This window comes from Dehalobacter sp. TBBPA1 (assembly GCF_040931655.1).
In the GTDB taxonomy this organism is placed as follows: Bacteria; Bacillota; Desulfitobacteriia; order Desulfitobacteriales; family Syntrophobotulaceae; genus Dehalobacter; species Dehalobacter restrictus.
Genome location: NZ_CP162385.1, coordinates 1,487,089 through 1,505,520, shown reverse-complemented (window position 1 = coordinate 1,505,520; position 18,432 = coordinate 1,487,089). Strand labels below are relative to the sequence as shown.

At 38.1% G+C, this 18,432-nt stretch carries 12 protein-coding genes; 2 read left to right on the top strand and 10 right to left on the bottom strand.

The features are described from left to right. Positions 1 to 120 precede the first annotated feature (120 nt). The 7 genes from AB3489_RS07405 to AB3489_RS07375 form a co-directional block, all read right to left on the bottom strand. Positions 121 to 3,150 carry a metallophosphoesterase gene (locus AB3489_RS07405; RefSeq protein WP_368294545.1) on the bottom strand — a complete coding sequence of 1,010 codons (3,030 nt, stop codon included), beginning with the start codon at positions 3,148 to 3,150 and terminating at the stop codon, positions 121 to 123. Between the two features lie 609 nt (positions 3,151 to 3,759). Continuing rightward, positions 3,760 to 4,020 carry a hypothetical protein gene (locus AB3489_RS07400; RefSeq protein ID WP_368294544.1) on the bottom strand — a complete coding sequence of 87 codons (261 nt, stop codon included), beginning with the start codon at positions 4,018 to 4,020 and terminating at the stop codon, positions 3,760 to 3,762. Further along, a complete protein-coding gene (locus tag AB3489_RS07395; protein WP_368294543.1) occupies positions 4,017 to 10,037 on the bottom strand; it encodes a right-handed parallel beta-helix repeat-containing protein in 6,021 nt (2,006 codons plus the stop codon). Before AB3489_RS07395 ends, AB3489_RS07400 begins: the two co-directional genes overlap by 4 nt. 699 nt (positions 10,038 to 10,736) lie before the next feature. Continuing rightward, positions 10,737 to 11,177 carry a hypothetical protein gene (locus tag AB3489_RS07390; RefSeq protein ID WP_368294542.1) on the bottom strand — a complete coding sequence of 147 codons (441 nt, stop codon included), beginning with the start codon at positions 11,175 to 11,177 and terminating at the stop codon, positions 10,737 to 10,739. A gap of 79 nt (positions 11,178 to 11,256) precedes the next feature. Further along, positions 11,257 to 11,466, bottom strand: a complete 210-nt coding sequence (locus AB3489_RS07385; protein ID WP_368294541.1) for a DUF4367 domain-containing protein — start codon at positions 11,464 to 11,466, stop codon at positions 11,257 to 11,259. After that, complete coding sequence (locus AB3489_RS07380; RefSeq protein WP_368294540.1) at positions 11,463 to 12,020, bottom strand: hypothetical protein; 558 nt, start codon at positions 12,018 to 12,020, stop codon at positions 11,463 to 11,465. Before AB3489_RS07380 ends, AB3489_RS07385 begins: the two co-directional genes overlap by 4 nt. A 1-nt stretch (position 12,021) precedes the next feature. Then, positions 12,022 to 12,576 carry an RNA polymerase sigma factor gene (locus tag AB3489_RS07375; RefSeq protein WP_368294539.1) on the bottom strand — a complete coding sequence of 185 codons (555 nt, stop codon included), beginning with the start codon at positions 12,574 to 12,576 and terminating at the stop codon, positions 12,022 to 12,024. 1,117 nt (positions 12,577 to 13,693) lie between these two features. Here AB3489_RS07375 and AB3489_RS07370 point away from each other — a divergent pair. Together AB3489_RS07370 and AB3489_RS07365 are read left to right on the top strand one after the other, a co-directional pair. Beyond that, positions 13,694 to 15,130 (top strand): PepSY domain-containing protein, encoded by a 1,437-nt coding sequence (locus AB3489_RS07370; RefSeq protein WP_368294538.1) that lies wholly within the window; start codon positions 13,694 to 13,696, stop codon positions 15,128 to 15,130. A gap of 82 nt (positions 15,131 to 15,212) precedes the next feature. Continuing rightward, complete coding sequence (locus AB3489_RS07365) at positions 15,213 to 15,680, top strand: hypothetical protein (RefSeq protein WP_368294537.1); 468 nt, start codon at positions 15,213 to 15,215, stop codon at positions 15,678 to 15,680. A 418-nt stretch (positions 15,681 to 16,098) separates the two neighbouring features. On the opposite strand, the gene AB3489_RS07360 is transcribed toward AB3489_RS07365, so the two are convergent. The 3 genes from AB3489_RS07360 to AB3489_RS07350 form a co-directional block, all read right to left on the bottom strand. Next, positions 16,099 to 17,130 (bottom strand): DUF5050 domain-containing protein, encoded by a 1,032-nt coding sequence (locus tag AB3489_RS07360; RefSeq protein WP_368294536.1) that lies wholly within the window; start codon positions 17,128 to 17,130, stop codon positions 16,099 to 16,101. Then, positions 17,121 to 17,837: a cell wall-binding repeat-containing protein gene (locus tag AB3489_RS07355; RefSeq protein ID WP_368294535.1), complete on the bottom strand. Its 717-nt coding sequence runs from the start codon at positions 17,835 to 17,837 to the stop codon at positions 17,121 to 17,123. The genes AB3489_RS07360 and AB3489_RS07355 overlap by 10 nt, the downstream gene beginning before the upstream one ends. Positions 17,838 to 17,968: 131 nt before the next feature. Further along, a complete protein-coding gene (locus tag AB3489_RS07350) occupies positions 17,969 to 18,430 on the bottom strand; it encodes a hypothetical protein (RefSeq protein ID WP_368294534.1) in 462 nt (153 codons plus the stop codon). Positions 18,431 to 18,432: the final 2 nt, after the last annotated feature.

Genomic DNA, 18,432 nt, shown 5'->3' with positions numbered 1-18,432 from the left:
ATGTAGCGAGTATCATCAGCGTGGCTAGATGACATGAATTTCACTATTTCACTAGTTAGGTCATAATCTGTGAAATAGAAATGACCAGTTGGGGCAGGACCAACATGATACTTGCTACAATTATTTTTGTTTATTTGCTTCAAGTAAGATAGTTTTTCTCTCTTCCTGCCCGAAAAATTTATCTATGAGCTGTTGGCGTTTATTGAATTTAATATTTTCTGTAAAAACTAAGTGTTTTTTTACTATGCGGGTAACCATTAGCTTAATATTTCTATCTTTTGTTTCATTGTATAAATCGCCTGCTTTTTGAGAAAACTCTTCTGTTGCTCCATAGTTTTCAGAAACCATCAAATTAAATATTTTGTAATTTGAGTTATTTAACGCATAATTGTTAAGAATGTCAATACTTCTTCTATCCGTCGAAAGATAGGCAAACTTATTATATATAGATAAAACCATAGATAATGTTAATCTGTGAAAAATATTTAATATATCCGATTCTCTAAGAGGTTTTTTCTGCTCATTTTTGGCGTCAATTGATTCTGAAAAACTGGTTATGTCTTTAATTAATTCATCAAAATCATCATCGACGGGTTTTAATAATTTTAATAAAATCTTATTTGGGAATTTATATATACCATCGGTTATTTTTTCTTTGTTTTCTTTTATTAATATGTTATAAAAATTGGGCAATGCCTTTGAAAGCATTTCTGTATACTTTAAAGCTCTAAGAATTTTATTAGAATAACTATTAATTTCGGTCTCATCATAATCATACAAACTTTTACACTCAATAAGTAATTCTTTTTTTCGCTCTTCCTCAATTTTATTTTCTAATTCTAATATCTTTCCTTTTTCTCCATTTTTGGGTGCTTCTATTTTATATTGCGCTTTTATACTAGTTAAATAATTTATATTCCCTGCATCAATATCGAATTCTTCCCATTCTTCCATTAATGATTCAGCGACATTATATATTGACATTATAATCTGGGGATTACTTGTTAAATAGGAAAGAAATAAGATGATATTATCATTAATGCCAAAGCACATATTATTTAATACATATTGGATATCTTTGAATGAACCATCGATATTAAGCTTCCGATTTAAACATCTTGCTATAAAAAACGCAAGATGATTTTTATTGCAAAATCTCAAAGAAAAACTACTGTCTACATATTTTAAAATTTTCGCTCTTAAAGCTACTTCTACAACTCTTTTTGGGTTTATTCTTAGAGAATATTTCTCATTATATTCTTCTACAACTCTCTGTAAATCGGTCAAAGATAGAGGGTCTTCCTTGTTAAAATGAATATAATATGCAATCTCTTCTAAAGCCGTAATAGTTTCTTCAACAAAATCTTTATCCGCATTTTGTATTATCGAGTTATAAATATTAGTTTCAAAGATCTTATTAAAAATTGATTCGTTCTTTAAATTTTGCAAATCTGAACTCTGTAAGAAATATTGTGTAAATTGAATTATAAAATCGGGATCAAAATCGAATAATTCTAATTGATGTTTAGCAAAGCCATTTATAGCTTCAATAATTTTTTCAATATCTTCATCGTTCATACAATTAGAAGCTTTACAAATATTTCTAATTAAGTCATGTCTTTTATTTAAGTAAAAATCACTAATTTTCAAAACATAAAAATCGTTTTTTTCATCAATTTCTTTACGGACATTTTCTACAATATTGTATTCTTGTTCATTCTTAGTTCCAATAATTATATAATCAAATTGTTCTTTTAAAATTAAAATAAATTCACTTTTCACATTGTCTTTTATATTATCAAAGTCATCAATTATTGCAATTTTTTGGTCTTTCCTAAGTTGTCTAAATCTTTCATATTGTAATGGGTCTTCGCTATATTGTTCTTGAAATGTATATTTAATAACTTTATTTAAGTGCTTACCTTTAATATTCTCTGCATTGAGAAAGAGGGGTATCATCTTATAATCAATCAAATATAGAAATAGTATTTTAAGCAATGCTGTTTTTCCAGAGTTATCACCGCCAACAATATTTAAATACTTCTTATCTTGAACTTTTTCCATAAACTCATCTAGACTGCTTATTTCAATCTTATCAGTATATTTGTCTTTGGCTTTTCCGGTTAATATTGGGAAAACAAAGTACTGTGTGAAATCCTTTGAGACTTTTCTTTTTTCATCTTGTTTTATCTCGTTTACAAAAAATATGTTAGGTACTAATTCATTAGACTTCTGTAAAAGGAGTTTATTTGAGAATAACTTGTTGTGCTTGTATATATTATGATTTTCCTCATTAACCCATTCAAATGCATATGCATCGATGCAATTGGTTTCAGTATTTAATAAAATTGCATTAAATTCACTTTTTCCAATGATATCTTTATTAGAAAATTCTCCACCGGCGGAGATAAAAATACTTTTATGATTATCTATATTTAAATCTTTCGTTGATAGATCATGATCATGTCCTAAAAAAAGAATAGAGGAATCCGTATAGATAGTCCTTTCAAGATTTTTCTTACATTCCCAAGAAAACCATTCTGTACTGTGATGCATTATTGTTATTGTAAGATTTACATTATCATTTTTACTCAAAACTGATAATTGTTCATTTGGGAAATAGTGAAGCTGTTTATCATTTGGTTCAAGAGTCGAGAATAAGGCTGTATTTATTAAGTTAATTTGAATATTATAATTTTCAAAGCTTATAATTTTTTTATCACAAATTTTATTGTATTTAAAGCAATGATTGGCCTCGGAATAATTATAGAAATTATTTAACATACTCATTTCATTATCAATATGTTGTGCAATACTATTTTCTTTATAATATTGTTGAATAGTATCTCCATTTCTATCAACGTTTCTAAAGCAGGCATCGTGATTTCCAGGGACTAATAAAAATCTAATAAATTTGTTAAATTTAAGTCTTGTTCTTATTGTTGAAAATAATGACCCAAATAGTATTTTCACTTTTTTATATTCATTTTCTTCACCAGAATAAGCCAAATCACCAGAACAAATTACTACACACTCATCAAAATTCTGAACAATATTAAGTGAATCAACCAATTTTTCAATTTTTTTTATCTCTATATATTCGTTTTGCTTAATATGTAAATCACTTAAATGTAAAAATAAGATTCTCATTATTAGTTCCCATCCTTTTTCTTACTCCATTCCAATTGAAGAAAAACATACAATTTCCTAAATTTTAGCATATTTTGTCATTATTGTGGTGTTTTTAGAATTAAAAATATATTTAAATAGATATAGAAGGAATTTTTTAGAAAGGTAAACGCGCGCTGTATTGACATTTGCCCCATACTTACAAAACGGTTTTTCTTTTCGGGCTTGGGGGAGGCGACGACTTTTTAAACAAGCTGGAATAATGGGTCAACATCAAGCAATTGGCTTACCGCTGGCATTGGGCGATTTGAAAAAGATGGCTGCTGGCCATACAGCCTTTTCAAATCGCCGGCAATAGCGGTAAGCCAATACTATAAGGTTTCTTTTAATCTTAGCGGCGGTTAAAGTGACCTGCATCTTAAAATATTCAAGGGGCCATTGCCTTTACCGTCTGAATGTTGGGGATTTGAAAAATTTCAAATCGCCCGGCCAGACGGTAAAGGCAATTTATCATAAGCTATTAATATGACCGGAATCGGCTAGGGTTGGGCCGGTTCTGCTTTTGCTTTTTGTTGAGTCGGCATAAGAAAAAGGAGACGGCTAACCATCTCCTTACACGCTGATGAAGTTCTAGGTTACAAAAAATAAATCGATGAGCTCCTCTAAAAGCTTTCCTTTTTCAGTCAATTTATATTTTTCGTCGAAACCGGTTATCTGTAATTTTTCAGAGCACAAATCTCTTATTTCGTCCGCAACATCATTACTAATCTCAATTTCCCATTTGCTATTGATTAACTTTCCCATTCTAAGATTCTTTACTAGATCATCTCTTTCTTTCAGAACGTCATTTATCAAGTATTCCTTTTGTGATTGTAATAAACATATTATCATTCGCTCAACCCCAATTCCCTGAGCAATTTTGCTGCCTTACTAGATGATGTTGGATTCACTGATATTATTTTGCCCGTTTCTGGATTAACGACAACCTCAGCAGTTCTTCCGATAAGCCTTTGACTTGGACGACCTAAACTGTCTGTAACAACGTTATTTATCTTAAGGGGATCTTTCAATGCATCGAGAACACTTTGGGGACTTACTCCAGCACGCTTAAATCCGTCACCGATAGCTCTATCTACACCATGACTGGTGAACCCCTCTATCTTTATACCATTCTTAGTTATTATTTCTACACCGGCATTTGTCGCCCCCTTCGTTACCAGAAATTTATCCAAAGCTACCTTAAATTCAGCAAAATTATCCGAATGCTTTAGAGCTTGATTCATTCCCATTAGTAAGGTATATGATGGAACCCCCGGGAACAATCCCAGCGTATCCGCTAACGCTACTAAAAAATGATCTAGGTTTGGATCTTCGATAAGCTGTGTCCAACTATAAGATGCCAGCATCATATCAATGACATCCCAAGGACATATAGCCACATGCCCTGTTGGATCAATATAAATCACCGGGTTGTTGTTCCCATAGGCATACCTGTTTAGCGTTACCGGACTGTTTATGTCTCCAAGATAGCTGTCTTGTGTCAAAAATCTTCCATCATTCGGATCGTAATATCTGGCTCTGAGGTAGATCAGACCATTGGCATCCTGGAATTCACCGGCAAAAAGAATATCATTGTCTACAGTCTCGACAGATGCTCTGAGATCCCCGAAAACGTCATATTTGTAACTGTTTAAGATATTTCCGGAAATGTCTGTGACCTTTAGGGTGCTGCCAAGTCCGTCGTTATGGTAGAAGATGGTGCTTATCGTAGAACTTCTGTATAATACTCTGCCGCCGTAGATATAGTTTTCTCCACTGCTTAATTCTACCAGGACCTGAGATAATCCTCCGAGTGGGACGTTAAAGTAGGAATAATTCTCAGGGTTTTGACCTGTAACGGTCTGAGTTAGCCTGTTACTGCCTCCGTCGTAGGTATAATTAATCGTGTCTGTTCCATCTGTATAAGAGATCAGCCGGTTTAAGGCATCATATTGGTACAGCTTTGTGCCGTTTACGTCGGTCAGGTTGCCGTTTACATCATACGTGTAGATATCTGTCCCTGCTTGAGTGATTCTGTTGGCCGCATCGTACGTATAGGCGATTATCCCGGCTAGCGTTCTGTTGCCTGCCGGATCGTACGTATAATTCACTGTCTGGCCACCGGGATAGACGGCGCTGGCCAGTTGGTACAGGTCATCATAGGTATACGTCGTGGTTTGGTTCAGTTCATCGGTTTCGGTAAGCCGTTTTCCGACATTGTCCAGCGTATAGGCTGCTTTGGTGAGCGTTGTTCCGCCAAGGACATGTTCGACAAGGGTGAGTCTTCCTGCATCATCGTATTCGTATGTGACGGTAACACCGTTCGGCAGTGATTCACCAATCCGATTTCCGGCAGCGTCATACGTGATTGTGGTCGTATTGGCCGTATCTGTGACGGAAGTAAGCAGGTTTCTTGCATCATAGCCGTACGTCACCTGCAGTCCGCCGGGATAGGTGATGGATGCCAGGTTGCCTGCATCATCATAGCCAAAGCTTGCGGTATTGGTTCCCCGCATGATCGAGGCAAGTCTGTCAAGATCGTCATAGGTATAGGTAGTTGTTCCAAGCTGATCCGTCATTGACAGTCTGTTGCCAGCGTCATCATAGGTATAAGTGACCTGACTGAGATCCGGATAAGTGACTGTAGTCAATTGGTTCAGGTAATTATACGCGTAGCTGACTGCGGACTGGTCAGGTTTGGTCCAGCTGATGACATTCCCCGCTGCGTCGTAAGTCCAGCTATAGGTATTGTTTAAGGCGTCTGTCTCGCTGATTTTTCGGTTAAGCTCATCATAACCTAGCGCAGAGGTATGGTTGTTGGCATCCGTGACGGCGGTCAAATTGCCGTTCTCATCATAGCTGTAGCTCGTGATTTGGTTTAAGGCATTTGTCACTGACACGAGTTGGTTTAAGGCGTTATAGGTATACGTGATGTTCTTGTTGTTGGCATCGGTCTTCAGAATCACATTCCCGGCTTCATCATATCCAACGGTTGTAGAATGAAGCAACGGATCTATGGTTTCGATCAGATGGTTGTCTGCATCATAAACAAAGGTCCGGACCTGGTTCAACGGATTGGTCGTTGTTAGTATATTTCCAGCCAGATCGTACGTGTTGGTGGTTACCTGATTACCCGGTTCGGTCACCGTGAGCACTTTGGAATTCTGATCATAAGTGTAGGATGTTGTGTTGCCGCGCTGATCCGTGACACTCAGTTTGTTCCCAAGCGGATCATACTGGACGGTAATCTGTTTATTTAAATGATTGGTGATCTGGGTATTGCGGTTTAAGACGTCATACACATAAGTCGTGGTATGGTTATTTCGGTCTGTAACCGTCAGCTTGTTGCCGTTGCCGTCCAGGGTATAGCTTTCGGTCTTCCCTGCCGCATTGGTTTCTGATATCAGCCTGTCAAGCGGATCATAGCCATAGGTTGTTGTATGATTTAGCGGATTTGTAACGGAGACCCTATTGCCGTTCGCGTCATAGGTATAGGTCGTCACATTGTTTAGTGCATCCTGAACGGTCAGCAGACGGTTGTTACCATCATAGGTGTAGGTCGTTATATTGTTTTTCGGATCGGTGATCGTCAGCAGATTGTTGTTCAGGTCATAGGTGTTTGTAATGACGTCTCCCAAGGGATCAGTGATGGTCAGCATATTACCGGCGAGATCATAAGTGTAGGTGTACTGGTAGTCGGCCGGATTGCCCCCCTGAACATTGCCGCGCGGATCGACCTGCGTCAGTTTGCGTCCCAGGATATCATACGTGTACGTGGTGATATAGCCAAGCTGATCAGTCTGGGAAATGCGGTTACCATACGTATCATAGGTGTATTGTGTTACGCCGTTGTTGGGATTTGTGATGCTAATGACCTGTCCGTATGGGTTATAAGTCATCGTGGTTACGGCGGTTTGACCGGAAACCTCACGTGATACGGTCAGCAGGTTGCCATTTGTATCATAGGTCATATCTGTGGTATAACCGGACGCATCAGCGATTGCAACCGGATTGTTTTTTGTGTCATAAGTCAGCGTTGTGACATAACTCAATGGTGCGGGATCCGTCTTGGTCAGCATATTGCCCATATCGTCATACGTATAAACGGTAGTGTTGCCATTCTTGTCGGTGACACTGGTTCGGTTGTTATTGCCGTCATAGGTGAAGGTTTCGGTAATCCCTCCCGGATAAATAATTGAAGTGATCCGGTTGGCGGGATCATATTGAGTGATCGCGCTGTTTTGTTTGGCGTCTGTGACGGTGTTCTGTCTGTTTACGGGATCATAAGTAAAGACAGTCTGATTGTTTTCCCCGTCAAGCTGGGAAACCACTCGTCCCTGAGCATCATAGGTGTTGTTAACTGTCACATTGTTTTCAGGATCGGTGATCGTCGAGAGATAGCTTCCGCTATAGCCGTATTGCCATACGCCGGTGTTTACATCGGTCACTGTTTCAAGGTTTCCCGACGTATCATACGTAAAGATCAGAGTACGGCCTGCCGGATCGGTCACCTGCTGGAGCTTATTATCCGGATAATAAGTAAATTGCAAGGTTCTTCCGGTTGGTTCGGTTACGGTTTGCAGAAGGGAGCCGTTATAGGTCAGGGTCGTTCTATTGGCGTTTTTATCCCTAATTGCACAAAGTTTGCCGGAAGAATCAAATTCATAGACCGTCTGATCCTTAAAGGTCAGTTCATAACCGCCGGTGACCTCGGTCAGATTTTCAAAACAGGCCGGAGGCCGGGTGAACATACCGCTGCTGGAAGCAAACTTGACCTGGTGGCCGTCCGGATACAAGACCGTTGCCGAACCGTCCTGATTGATGGTGACGGTACAGTTATAGTTATGCTGCCAGCCCTGCCCAAGAGGGCCTGAAGTGCTGGTATCCTGTGAGTTATAGTAGCGGGTAAATTGTAAAGGTACACCAATGGTTGGTATCGTAATGTCTGTTTTCTCATACGTAAAATTCCCCGATACTGCATTTACAGGGTCATTGCACTGGAAGTCCCAGTGCTGCTGGCCTAGGTAGAATTCTGATTCGGGCACGATAAATTCTGATTTCAGCCAAGGGTCGGCATCACCGTGATAAACTTCGTCGCCGGTTCCTGTGGGTGCTGGACCGGAAGCATCTCCCCACCAGTTGTATTGGACATCTGCCGTTCCGGTGAAATTATAGAACCCATAGGTATTATTATTGAAGTTATTGAACTGGATTGTTGCCTGGATGGGTTCTTGGGTAAATTGATAAATACCCATCCCATTATCGTAAAAATTGTTAAACATGATTTGGGTCTGATTTGCAGACGGAGTTAAATATATTCCTCTTCCATTGTCGTAAAAGCTGTTTCTTAGAATCACAGAATTGGAATTCGTTAATACTATTCCGCCAATAATGCCGCCGTCATGTATGCTGCAGTCGGTGACAACAGCATTATTACAATGACTTATGGAAATTCCTCTATAGTCCGCGTATCCTATTTCACAATTACGAATGTCAATTTTTGATGCTTTAAACACAGATACATTTTCTTGTCCATACAAGAACTTTGCATTCTTCGCAATAAACTGTGCATTTTCTCCAATAGATATTCCCCAGCAATCCCCGGCCATTGCTGAAGTTTGGGTACCGTCGTTATTGGTATCTCCACCGTTTGTATCATCTTTGATGGATGTAAAGACAATAGGGTTTTGGGAATTGCCTATAATATTTACGGTTCCCTTTATATTAATGACTTTATCATGTAAGATTTTAAATATTGTCCCCGGCTGAATTTCCACAGTACTTGAAGTAGCTATACCTAAATTTTCGACAACATATGGGACTTGATATAAGGGCAGCGTTTGAGATCCTATCGTCGCATAAACATATATGCCATCATACGTACAGTTAGTCTGCGTGTTATTGTTCAATGTCAATGTTGGGAATAAGCTTGCCATTAAGCTTGACCGAAACCCCAGGAAATCTTTGCAGTTATCAAATGTATTTCCGGTTATACTTCCTGTCAGTACTTGGGTCGAATTTACATAGCGGATTGCCTCATTTGGACACTGGGAAATACTATTGTTCATAATTGTACATATTGCATTTTCAATAGCGATAGCTGAGGTGCTGCTGTTCGTGATTGTATTGGCGGAAAGGGTATGCGTTCCTTTTAGCACATAAATGCCATATGAACACGCTGAAATATTATTATTTGCGATGAGGATATTGCCGTCTGCTAAATATATGCCGCTAGAACAACTACTAATTGTATTGCCTGATATGGTAGGAGTACTATTTTTTACATAGATGCCCTGGGTAGTACAATTTGATACCTGTGTATTTGTGATACTGGCTGTGCCATTCGTTTCAATACCCCTGTTTTTGCTGAGTTCCGAAACACAATTGCTGATATTCAGGCTTCCTCCTGTGCTATATACCTGAGCATATGTATATCCGCCATAACGAACACGGCAATAGGATAAATTTATATTTCCGCCGGAATATGACTCAAGGCAAAGCCAGTTGCCATTGGCCGGGGTCGTTGTTGTTCCGTCGTTATTGGTGTCTCCGCCATATGTATCATCTTTGATCGAAGTAAAGGTGATTTGATTCGTGTCTGATCCGAGTGCATTCAGTGTGCCTTTAATCACAAGTTTGCTGTTAACCGCGTTCAATTTGACCACAGTTCCAGGCTCGATAGTCAGTGTCACGTTTGGCTGGACTGTGGTGTATGACACTACATAGACATTATCGCTGGTCCAGGTTGTATTCACAGTAATCGAAGATGGCGCGGTGATCGTCGCCGCATAGGCTGCAGATGATTTAAGCAGAAGAATAAAACAGCCGGCTAATAGCAGAAATAATATTTTCGAACATAGTGTTTTCACTTTTTTCCTCCTTGGTTAACTAAATTCTTAAATTTAATCACAAAGCAATAAAAAATGTAAAAATATATTTATATTTCCAAATTATACTATATTATCTTTTTTGGTTAAATAGGGAATTTATCACAAACAAATAGTACATTCGTCCCAAAAAGTTTAACTGCTCAAAATAAAAATGGGGCGTAACGAAAACTTTATGTTTCGGTTGCATCCCCTTTAGCAATGATTTCCTTTGATGTCACCAAAGACACTCAAAATACCTCAATATATCTGCTGGCAAGAATTTCAGTTTTAGCTGCGAGAACGGAAGAGCGTTGGATCTATGTAAGGCTGCACACCCCAAAAGAAAAGACGCCATTTTTATTGACGTCCTTCATTTGGGCTAAGTTATGATACAGCCACTTTGAATTATATTTAATATTTAGCTTCTCTATCCCTGCTTAGTGGTAATGGACTTTGTAGACCTCCATGGTCACTGTGACACGCGCTCTACTGACCTGCTGAGTTTTTTTATCATGGTACTCCATGAGCTTGCCCTCATTTCCGATTTCTTAAAACCAGAATTGGTTCATAGGTATCGTGGAAAAGAGGAAGATACATTGATCTTTTCCACTGATTTTTGATTCGAAAGACTAACTACGAAAGGATGCGAAAGGAATACTTGGAATAGTTACATTTCTAATTATACTACTACATATCAAATTAATATGTTGACGTCGGAGAATATGCGGTCACAGTCTCCAGCAAAGTTCCAGAAGAATTATAAACCTTAGCAGTAGCAGATACCCGATAGGTCCCGCTGACAACATAATAGTTTTGTAATATTGTCGTGCCAGGCATGCCTACTCCCGATGACGTCCAGGTTTTAATTGCACTCCAGCTACTGCCGTTAAATTTCTGCAATTGTACCGTTAAATCTACACGGTTGGTTCCAGAGTATAAGCTAACATCACCCATACAGGCCGCTTTCCCTGATGAATCGATATTAAGACCTACATTTAGTTGTAAAATGTAAGTAAATAAAGGGCTTATCGTTCCTGATCCTTGTGTGCTGATATTATTCTCATCAATAGCAGCATAAGCCGGAACGGCAGAAAAAATGGCCATCAGTAAAATAAAACCCATGCAAATAATTTTTTTCATAAATAGAAAACCTCCTTTGTAATATCTTCCATTTACGAAAGACAACAAAGAAGGTTTTTTGCAACAAGTTTTTACAAATTTACTGAATATATTTTACTCCTTCAGCAATCTTTACCGCAGTTTCTTGATCCGTCGATGCGCTGACCGTAAATATACGGCCTTCCATTTCCCAAACGATTGTAACCGTCGAGTTTTTCTCTGTAAGCGTCCCCTTATGGCCGTTTATACTGATTTCTCTAAAGACAGATGCATTTTCTGTATCCGATTGGGCTATACTGCCTTCAGTCAATTCCGTATATAAAATAACCATATCCTGCTGATTTCTAAATATAATTTTTTAAAGGTTTCACTATTGGAAGTGTTACTGACTTTGTATCCTTCGGGTATATAAGTTGGAACATAGGCTTTTGTCCAGTTGACAACCGGCCCTCCGTTGCCCGATTCATTACCAGTTTCATTTACCTGATAAGATGTATATTTCGGCTGAATATCCACGAAAAAGTTCAATACTTTGACTCTAATCGCTTTTACGCTGGCTACAGTGGTAAACAATAGAATAATAACAATCAGCATAGCTACCGCAGACCTATTTAAGATCCTGAAAGTTTTTTGCCTTAAAGCATAAGCCTTTTTTCTTTTTAAGATATTATCCAATTGAGAGCTGAACTTTTGAACAGCTTCCTCCGATGGAATATATGCGGGATCATTTTTCAGCTTTTCTTTTTCTTCCAGTAAGGCTTTTCCTTCTTTTTCCGCAGTCTCGTACATGACCAGCCTGAACAAACTGTCTTCATATTCCTCATAAAGTTTCTTCTGCATAGATTGTGAACTATTATTCAACATGTTATACCACCTCCTTATGGATCAGTTTTTGGACTTTTCTCCTTGCTCGGGTCAAATACTGCCGGACACTACCCGGTTTAATTCCCAAAACTTCTGCGAGTTCTTCATTATCCATTTCTAAGACATATTTGAAATATAATAAATCTTTCTCTTTCTCGGGAAGCCTTAAAATAGCTTCCTTCATCTCCGATGCCTCTTCCTGACTAATGATCATACCCTCCACACCGCCTTTAAGGTCGATAACCGTTTCGGCCAGGTCTGTGTCCTCCCCATAATACATATGCTTTTTTTCCACATCGCGATGTTTAATAAAATTAATTGCCACGCTCCTTGAAGTATAGACAACATAAGCAGCTGTTTTGCAACTTTCAAATGTACGCAGTAAGGGAATCTTACCGATAAGTTTGAGAAAAGTGTCATCAATCAGGTCTTCCACAACATTCGTATCATGCGTGATATTGTAAACGGTTTTCTTTACGAGGCCGTAATAGTTCCGATATAAGTCCACCATAAAATCCTTATCGTTGTCATTTGCCAATGCTGTCATTATTATCAAACCACACTCCTTTGATAACAATAATAACATATTCTGGGTATCAAAAGACAAAGATAAGGAAAGAAATATAATATATAAAGATAATCATGAAGTATTTTTGCAACATTTTTTGATCGTTTTTTATTGTGAATAAAGTAATTTATTACCATATTTTAAGGTTATCTGTATTGGTTAAGCTTACTTAAGGCAGCGGAAAGTTCCGCTGCCTTAGTCTTATACTAATAAGTTGTAGGTGGTAAATGGTAATAACTGTATTTGGCATTGTAGACTTGGTCAAAAATGCTCTGAACAGATAAATAGCCGATCCCATAAGTGGCTGTACCTGTGCCCGCAGGAGTAGTCGTACTCGTGCTTGCATATCGACGTATAGCCGCCCCAAGCATACTGGTATTGCTTGATGGTTGTTCCTTGCTTGCTCCCAAAGTAGCTACGGACGGCCAACTAATGCCTGCATAGGAGTATGAACCGCTCCATTGTAAAGGACTTACGTAATGACGTAGATTTGTGATAAAGCCTTCGTTGTATAGCCGCAAAACTGCTTGACAAACACCCCTATGGTCTTCATGAGAATCCTTGTGAGAATGTGTTTTGACAAGAAGCTGCTGAGTTGTAACTCTCGGTTCTATTTATTGCCATTGCTGGAATCATATAAGTCCGTGGAATAACCTATAAGGAAGAAACGATGTAAAAGTACACTCTTTCTTTACTAGGTGATAGTATTGCAACGAATTTTAGAATTAATAAAATTTTTGATTAATTATATGTTGCAAAATGCAATTGGAGTTGTCTATTAATGGTGAAATGATCATATTATGGTAGTTAAAGGTGGTGGGTTTATGAGAAAGAATGTGATAGCGCTCGTTCTATCCTTTTAATTATTTGTTCATAGAGCCCATCGTATTATTGATTTTGACAATAATTAAAGTTAGACGAGCGCTTCTTAATAATGTCTGTTTGATTCAAAAATGATTTGACTAACGTTATACCATTGCTTGTTTTAGATGAAGACATTAAGCCTGAATGAAGTCAGCAACCTCATAAAAGACTTTATGTCAAATCCAAATTATTGTTATTAGGCCCATTTACAGGAAATAAAAATTCAAAAGGAGTGATTCTCTTGAATAGAAAGATAATGGCTTTAGTAGTTTCTTTGGCAATAGTCCTTACCTCCGGATTATCAGGATCAGTGATAGCTGCCGAAAACACCGGAAACAACAATGACTTACAGAAGATGTACGCCTCTCTCCCTGCTTTAGAAAATATTAAAAAGCTTGATGTGAATTTACCTAATGAGACGTTACTTAGTGAAAATAGGGATGATATGCTACCGAAGTTATTGACCGATCAGAACAAAAAAATTCTTGCATCATATGGAGTAAATACGAAAAGCGATGTTGTAAGTGTGAAAGAATTAAGAGATAATAAAAATAATCGTATTCTTTCCGAAGTACAATATGCTGATCTCGTTTCAGTAAGGTTTGATGTAAATAACAATATTATTTCTATTTCCGATTTTAATACCGTATCAGATACAGCAACTACAACTGTCAGCTTGCAAGACATGATTAATACGGTCGAGAAAAATAGTAACCTTAATGGATACAAGCTAGTAAGTTCAGAATCATTTGATGATGATTATTGGCAGTTAAATTGGGAGAAAGATATTGGTAGTGACATCTTAAACCCTTACGATTCCCTTAAAGTAGTATTAAATAGCAAAAATAACTCTGTAGCTGTATACAACAGGTTCAATATGACTCCAAATACAGCCAAAGCTGTCATAACCAAAGAAGAAGCTTTGACTGCCGCACAACCAGTTATAAATCAGTTTTCAAAGGTTACGAACAAAACTGTGTCTCTAAGTACAGTAAGACCTAACTATTTTTGGAATGACGGGGGGCCTTATCAAACTGAAGACTATGTAAAACTGGCATATGTAATCAATGTTAATAATGGCGAGTATTTAATTTATATTGACGCAGTCACTGGTGAAAATCTGGGCGGAGATGCATCTAAAAAGGACGGAAAAGCATTTGCCTGGACTGGATTTGCATATGCATCTGAATCGGCCTCACTTGCTAGAACTGGGATGAGTGGACTAGGGTATAACGCATTAAGTTCATGGGTTGGTAGCGGTTCCAGTATGGGAACTAGCATTCAAAGTTATTGGGGAAGCAGTTCTGCCTATGGCTTTTATGTTGATTGCCATGGTACTTCAACTACGATAGGTGATAATAGCACCTGGTCATTATCGACAAGCAACGTATCCGGTAATTGGAACTTTGTATTTTTAGATGCCTGCTCGACGGGGGCTTCAACTGCATGGGCAAGCGCATTTAGTATTTATGGTTATTCCGGCAGAGCTTTTCTGGGATGGTATCAAGACGTTGATGTAGTTCCGGCCTATCAATTTTGCACCTATTTTTGGCCTGAAGTAGTAAATGGGAATCATTCAAATAACGTAAAAGACGCAGCATTATGGGCAGCTAGTCAAGTTTCAGGATCAACACCAATAAGATTTTATGGAGATTCTACTTATAATGGGAGGGTATAAATAATAATAAATGAAATGTATAATATCCATTTGCTTTACAGTACTTTTGTTGATATTTAGTTTTGGGTGTAGTTCAGTTAATTTGGATAGTCAAGAACAGCCTGATTCTAAAATTTCTGAAAAGGAGGAACAGACTATTACTTATGCTAATGCGGCAGATCTTATTACTATCCCTGATAAAATCATATATTATCATCGGGGTAATCAAACAATTGTCGATAAGAATAATAAGTTTGATAACATTTTAAAAATAACAAAGGATCGCGCTTCAATAGTTAAGGACGTTAGTAAATTAGCTTTTTCCCAATCAGATATTGAAGCATTGAAGCAAAATAATGATGTAATAGAGTATGTCTATTTAAAAAATGTTTCCGCGAATTGGAAATATGATGTTAATTCTGATTTTATTTACAGATTTGAATATAACTCTATCATTTTTCCCTTGACTGGTGAGTGGAATGACAAGGCTATTTTCTTACCAACATCACCCGGCCCTTTAGTTCCTATGGGATCAGCTGATGAATTGATAAAAGTTCTTAACCAACAATAAATCCATTATCTTCAAAAAATTTGCTCGTAACTCGTAAGTTAAAAAATTGAGGCTGAACTTAACGAATTATTTAATCCGTTAGCAGTTCAGCCCCTTTCTTTTGTACCTCATAAAAAATCATCTGTTTCTTTTTAATATCCTACTTTAAGAGATGACTTACAACCAGCTTTAAATTGGTTCCGTCATCATTAAATCGATAAAGGTTATTTTTTCCTGAGTCCAAAAAATAGAATCTATCATCTGTTTGCAAAAACGGACTATCTACCGAGAAACTTGATAGGTTTAAAGCAGATGAAGAAATAATTTTCTGCAAGTTCCCTTCTGCTGCCAAATAATTGAGACTTTTGCCGTCAGAGTAATAAATTTTATTGTTCGCCACGTTGACATAATTGCCCCGGTAATTGAACCCGTCCAATAATTATAAACTGTTTGTTCCATCAGTATTCATCCTGTAGATACTTGAGGTCGTAGGCCCTGTTCCACTCGGCATTAAATAGTAAATAAAATTCCCATCAACGATCATTATTTCAATCGGTTCAGTTGTCGATCGAAAAGGTATTTCAGTTTTATTTGTTCCATCTGTATTAATTCGGTAAAGCTTATTGAGTCTAGTTTTTATGCCTGTGGGGTCAATATCCCGTAAATAATAGATATGGTCATCCTGAAGATTCAGGCTACTGCATCCAGTATCGTCCGCAATCTTGGTGATTCCCGTACCATCCGTTTTCATTTTATACAGACGGCCATGATCGGAATCATTAATAAAGTATATCAGGTTTCCCTGGACGATCAGATCTCGGATATAATTCGTACTTAACTGACTTTTCTGCGTGCCGTCTGTCTTCAGCTTAAATATCCCTTTTACGGTATGTCCCGGCCCTTCTGCTTCTGAAGGATAATCTTCAGCGTAATAAATCCATTCTCCCAGCACATTGACATTTGCTTTATTCATTGTTGGCATTGTATTGAGATCTGCGGGACGATCGACGGCCAGTAAAGTACATTGACTTCCATCGGTTCTGATCTTAAAAAGCTGTCCCCCGAATTGACTGGAAACATCTCTTAAATAGAAATAATCCCACACCCCTTGAGTTGCAATATTACCCCGCTTAATATCGGTTATATATGGAAGCACTGTATAATTCTCATCAATTCCTGGTTTGTTAAGCTGCAAGTTCCCGTTGGTATTACCTCTATTTTGCAGCAGCTCCTTAACTACGCCATCGGATACGACATCTGTTTGACCTATGGCAACAATGTTCGGGAGAATTTGGTTTTGCAGCAAGTATTCTTTCGTCTTGTCCACGGCAGTATCATTAACCAGAAAAACAGGAGAATGTGTTTTAGCGGCCAGCGCGGAAGCAGCCAAAGCATCCGGATAATTTGAACCGGTAGCAACATAAACGGTACTTAACTTAAGCTCTTTGGCAAAATTGCTGATTACAGCCAAATTGGTATCATAGCGATATCATTCCCCTGCAATCGTTTGACATGGGGGAAATTGCCGGCTACCCCGTCGCTGACAACATCATCGCTACCGACAATATAAGCGGCAGTGATGTTTTTATTTTTGATGTAGTCTTTTACGCTTTGAGGACATTTGTACGTCATGGTTAAGAGCACGGGCATGCCTTTTTGGGTTGCGATCGAAGAAATTGAAATAGCATCTGGAAAATTGAGTCCTGTTGCTACGCAAACCTCACCATTGAAATCGAGCTTCTCTGCAATTTTTGCGGAAGTATCAAACCGGTCTTCACCTGATATACGCGTACAGCTTAGACCTGTAGCTTTAAGCTCTTTTTCAACGTTTTCCGAGATGGCTCCAGTACCACCGATAATTACAGCATTCTTGGCCTCAAGTCTTTGAATTTCCTTTTTTGTACTACTGAGCAAATTCTCTTTGATGTTTAACAAAATCGGGCAATTGTATTTTTGCGATAACGGTGCGGCACAGAGCGCATCAGCAAAGTTTTGACCGGTTGCTATGATTACATATGCAGATTTATCGGGCCAGCCTTTTTGCGAGATCTGGGTTGCCGTTTGGTAACGGTCATTCCCGGCAACCCTTTGCAACGGAGAATCGGCATATAACTTTACTGAAGGACTTAATAACAACGCTAGAATACAGAGGACAGATAACAGAGATAGATTTTTCATAAGAAAAATCGTAATTGCACACTTTCTTTTCAGTGCTCACGGTTTAAGAATCCCCCGTAATTTTAGATTTTAGATAAAGAGGGGATAAAACCCCTCTTTATGTTAGGAAGAACTCACCTGTAATTTGAAACTTATTTGCCTACAGCTGCAGCTTTTGCGGCTGCTTCTTGTTTGGCTAATTCTGCTTGACCTGCATCGGAGGCTGAATTGAAGACTTCAAATTTTCCTATTACCGTATCGCCATCAGACGCATATAATGGAATCCCTGAATATGCAGGGGCATTTTTCATTTTCTCCATATACGCAACGGCTTCCTGCGGATTCTGAGGTTGATCTTTGTCTAAATCAGCTTTCTTAATATATCCAACTGTTCCATCAGTTCCCTGAGCCTGTATCAAATCTGGAAATTGCACAGATGTGGATGCCATGTTGGCGCCATAGGTTTGTCCATGAGCATTTACTTTGTAGTTAGGAGCAACATTAGAATTATCCGAGTCTGCTATCGCAGATATTGCTCCAAGACTCAAAGAGCCTGCTAAAAGACCTATAGCTAAAGCTATACCGATAGTAAAAATACCAGATTTTTTTAACATAT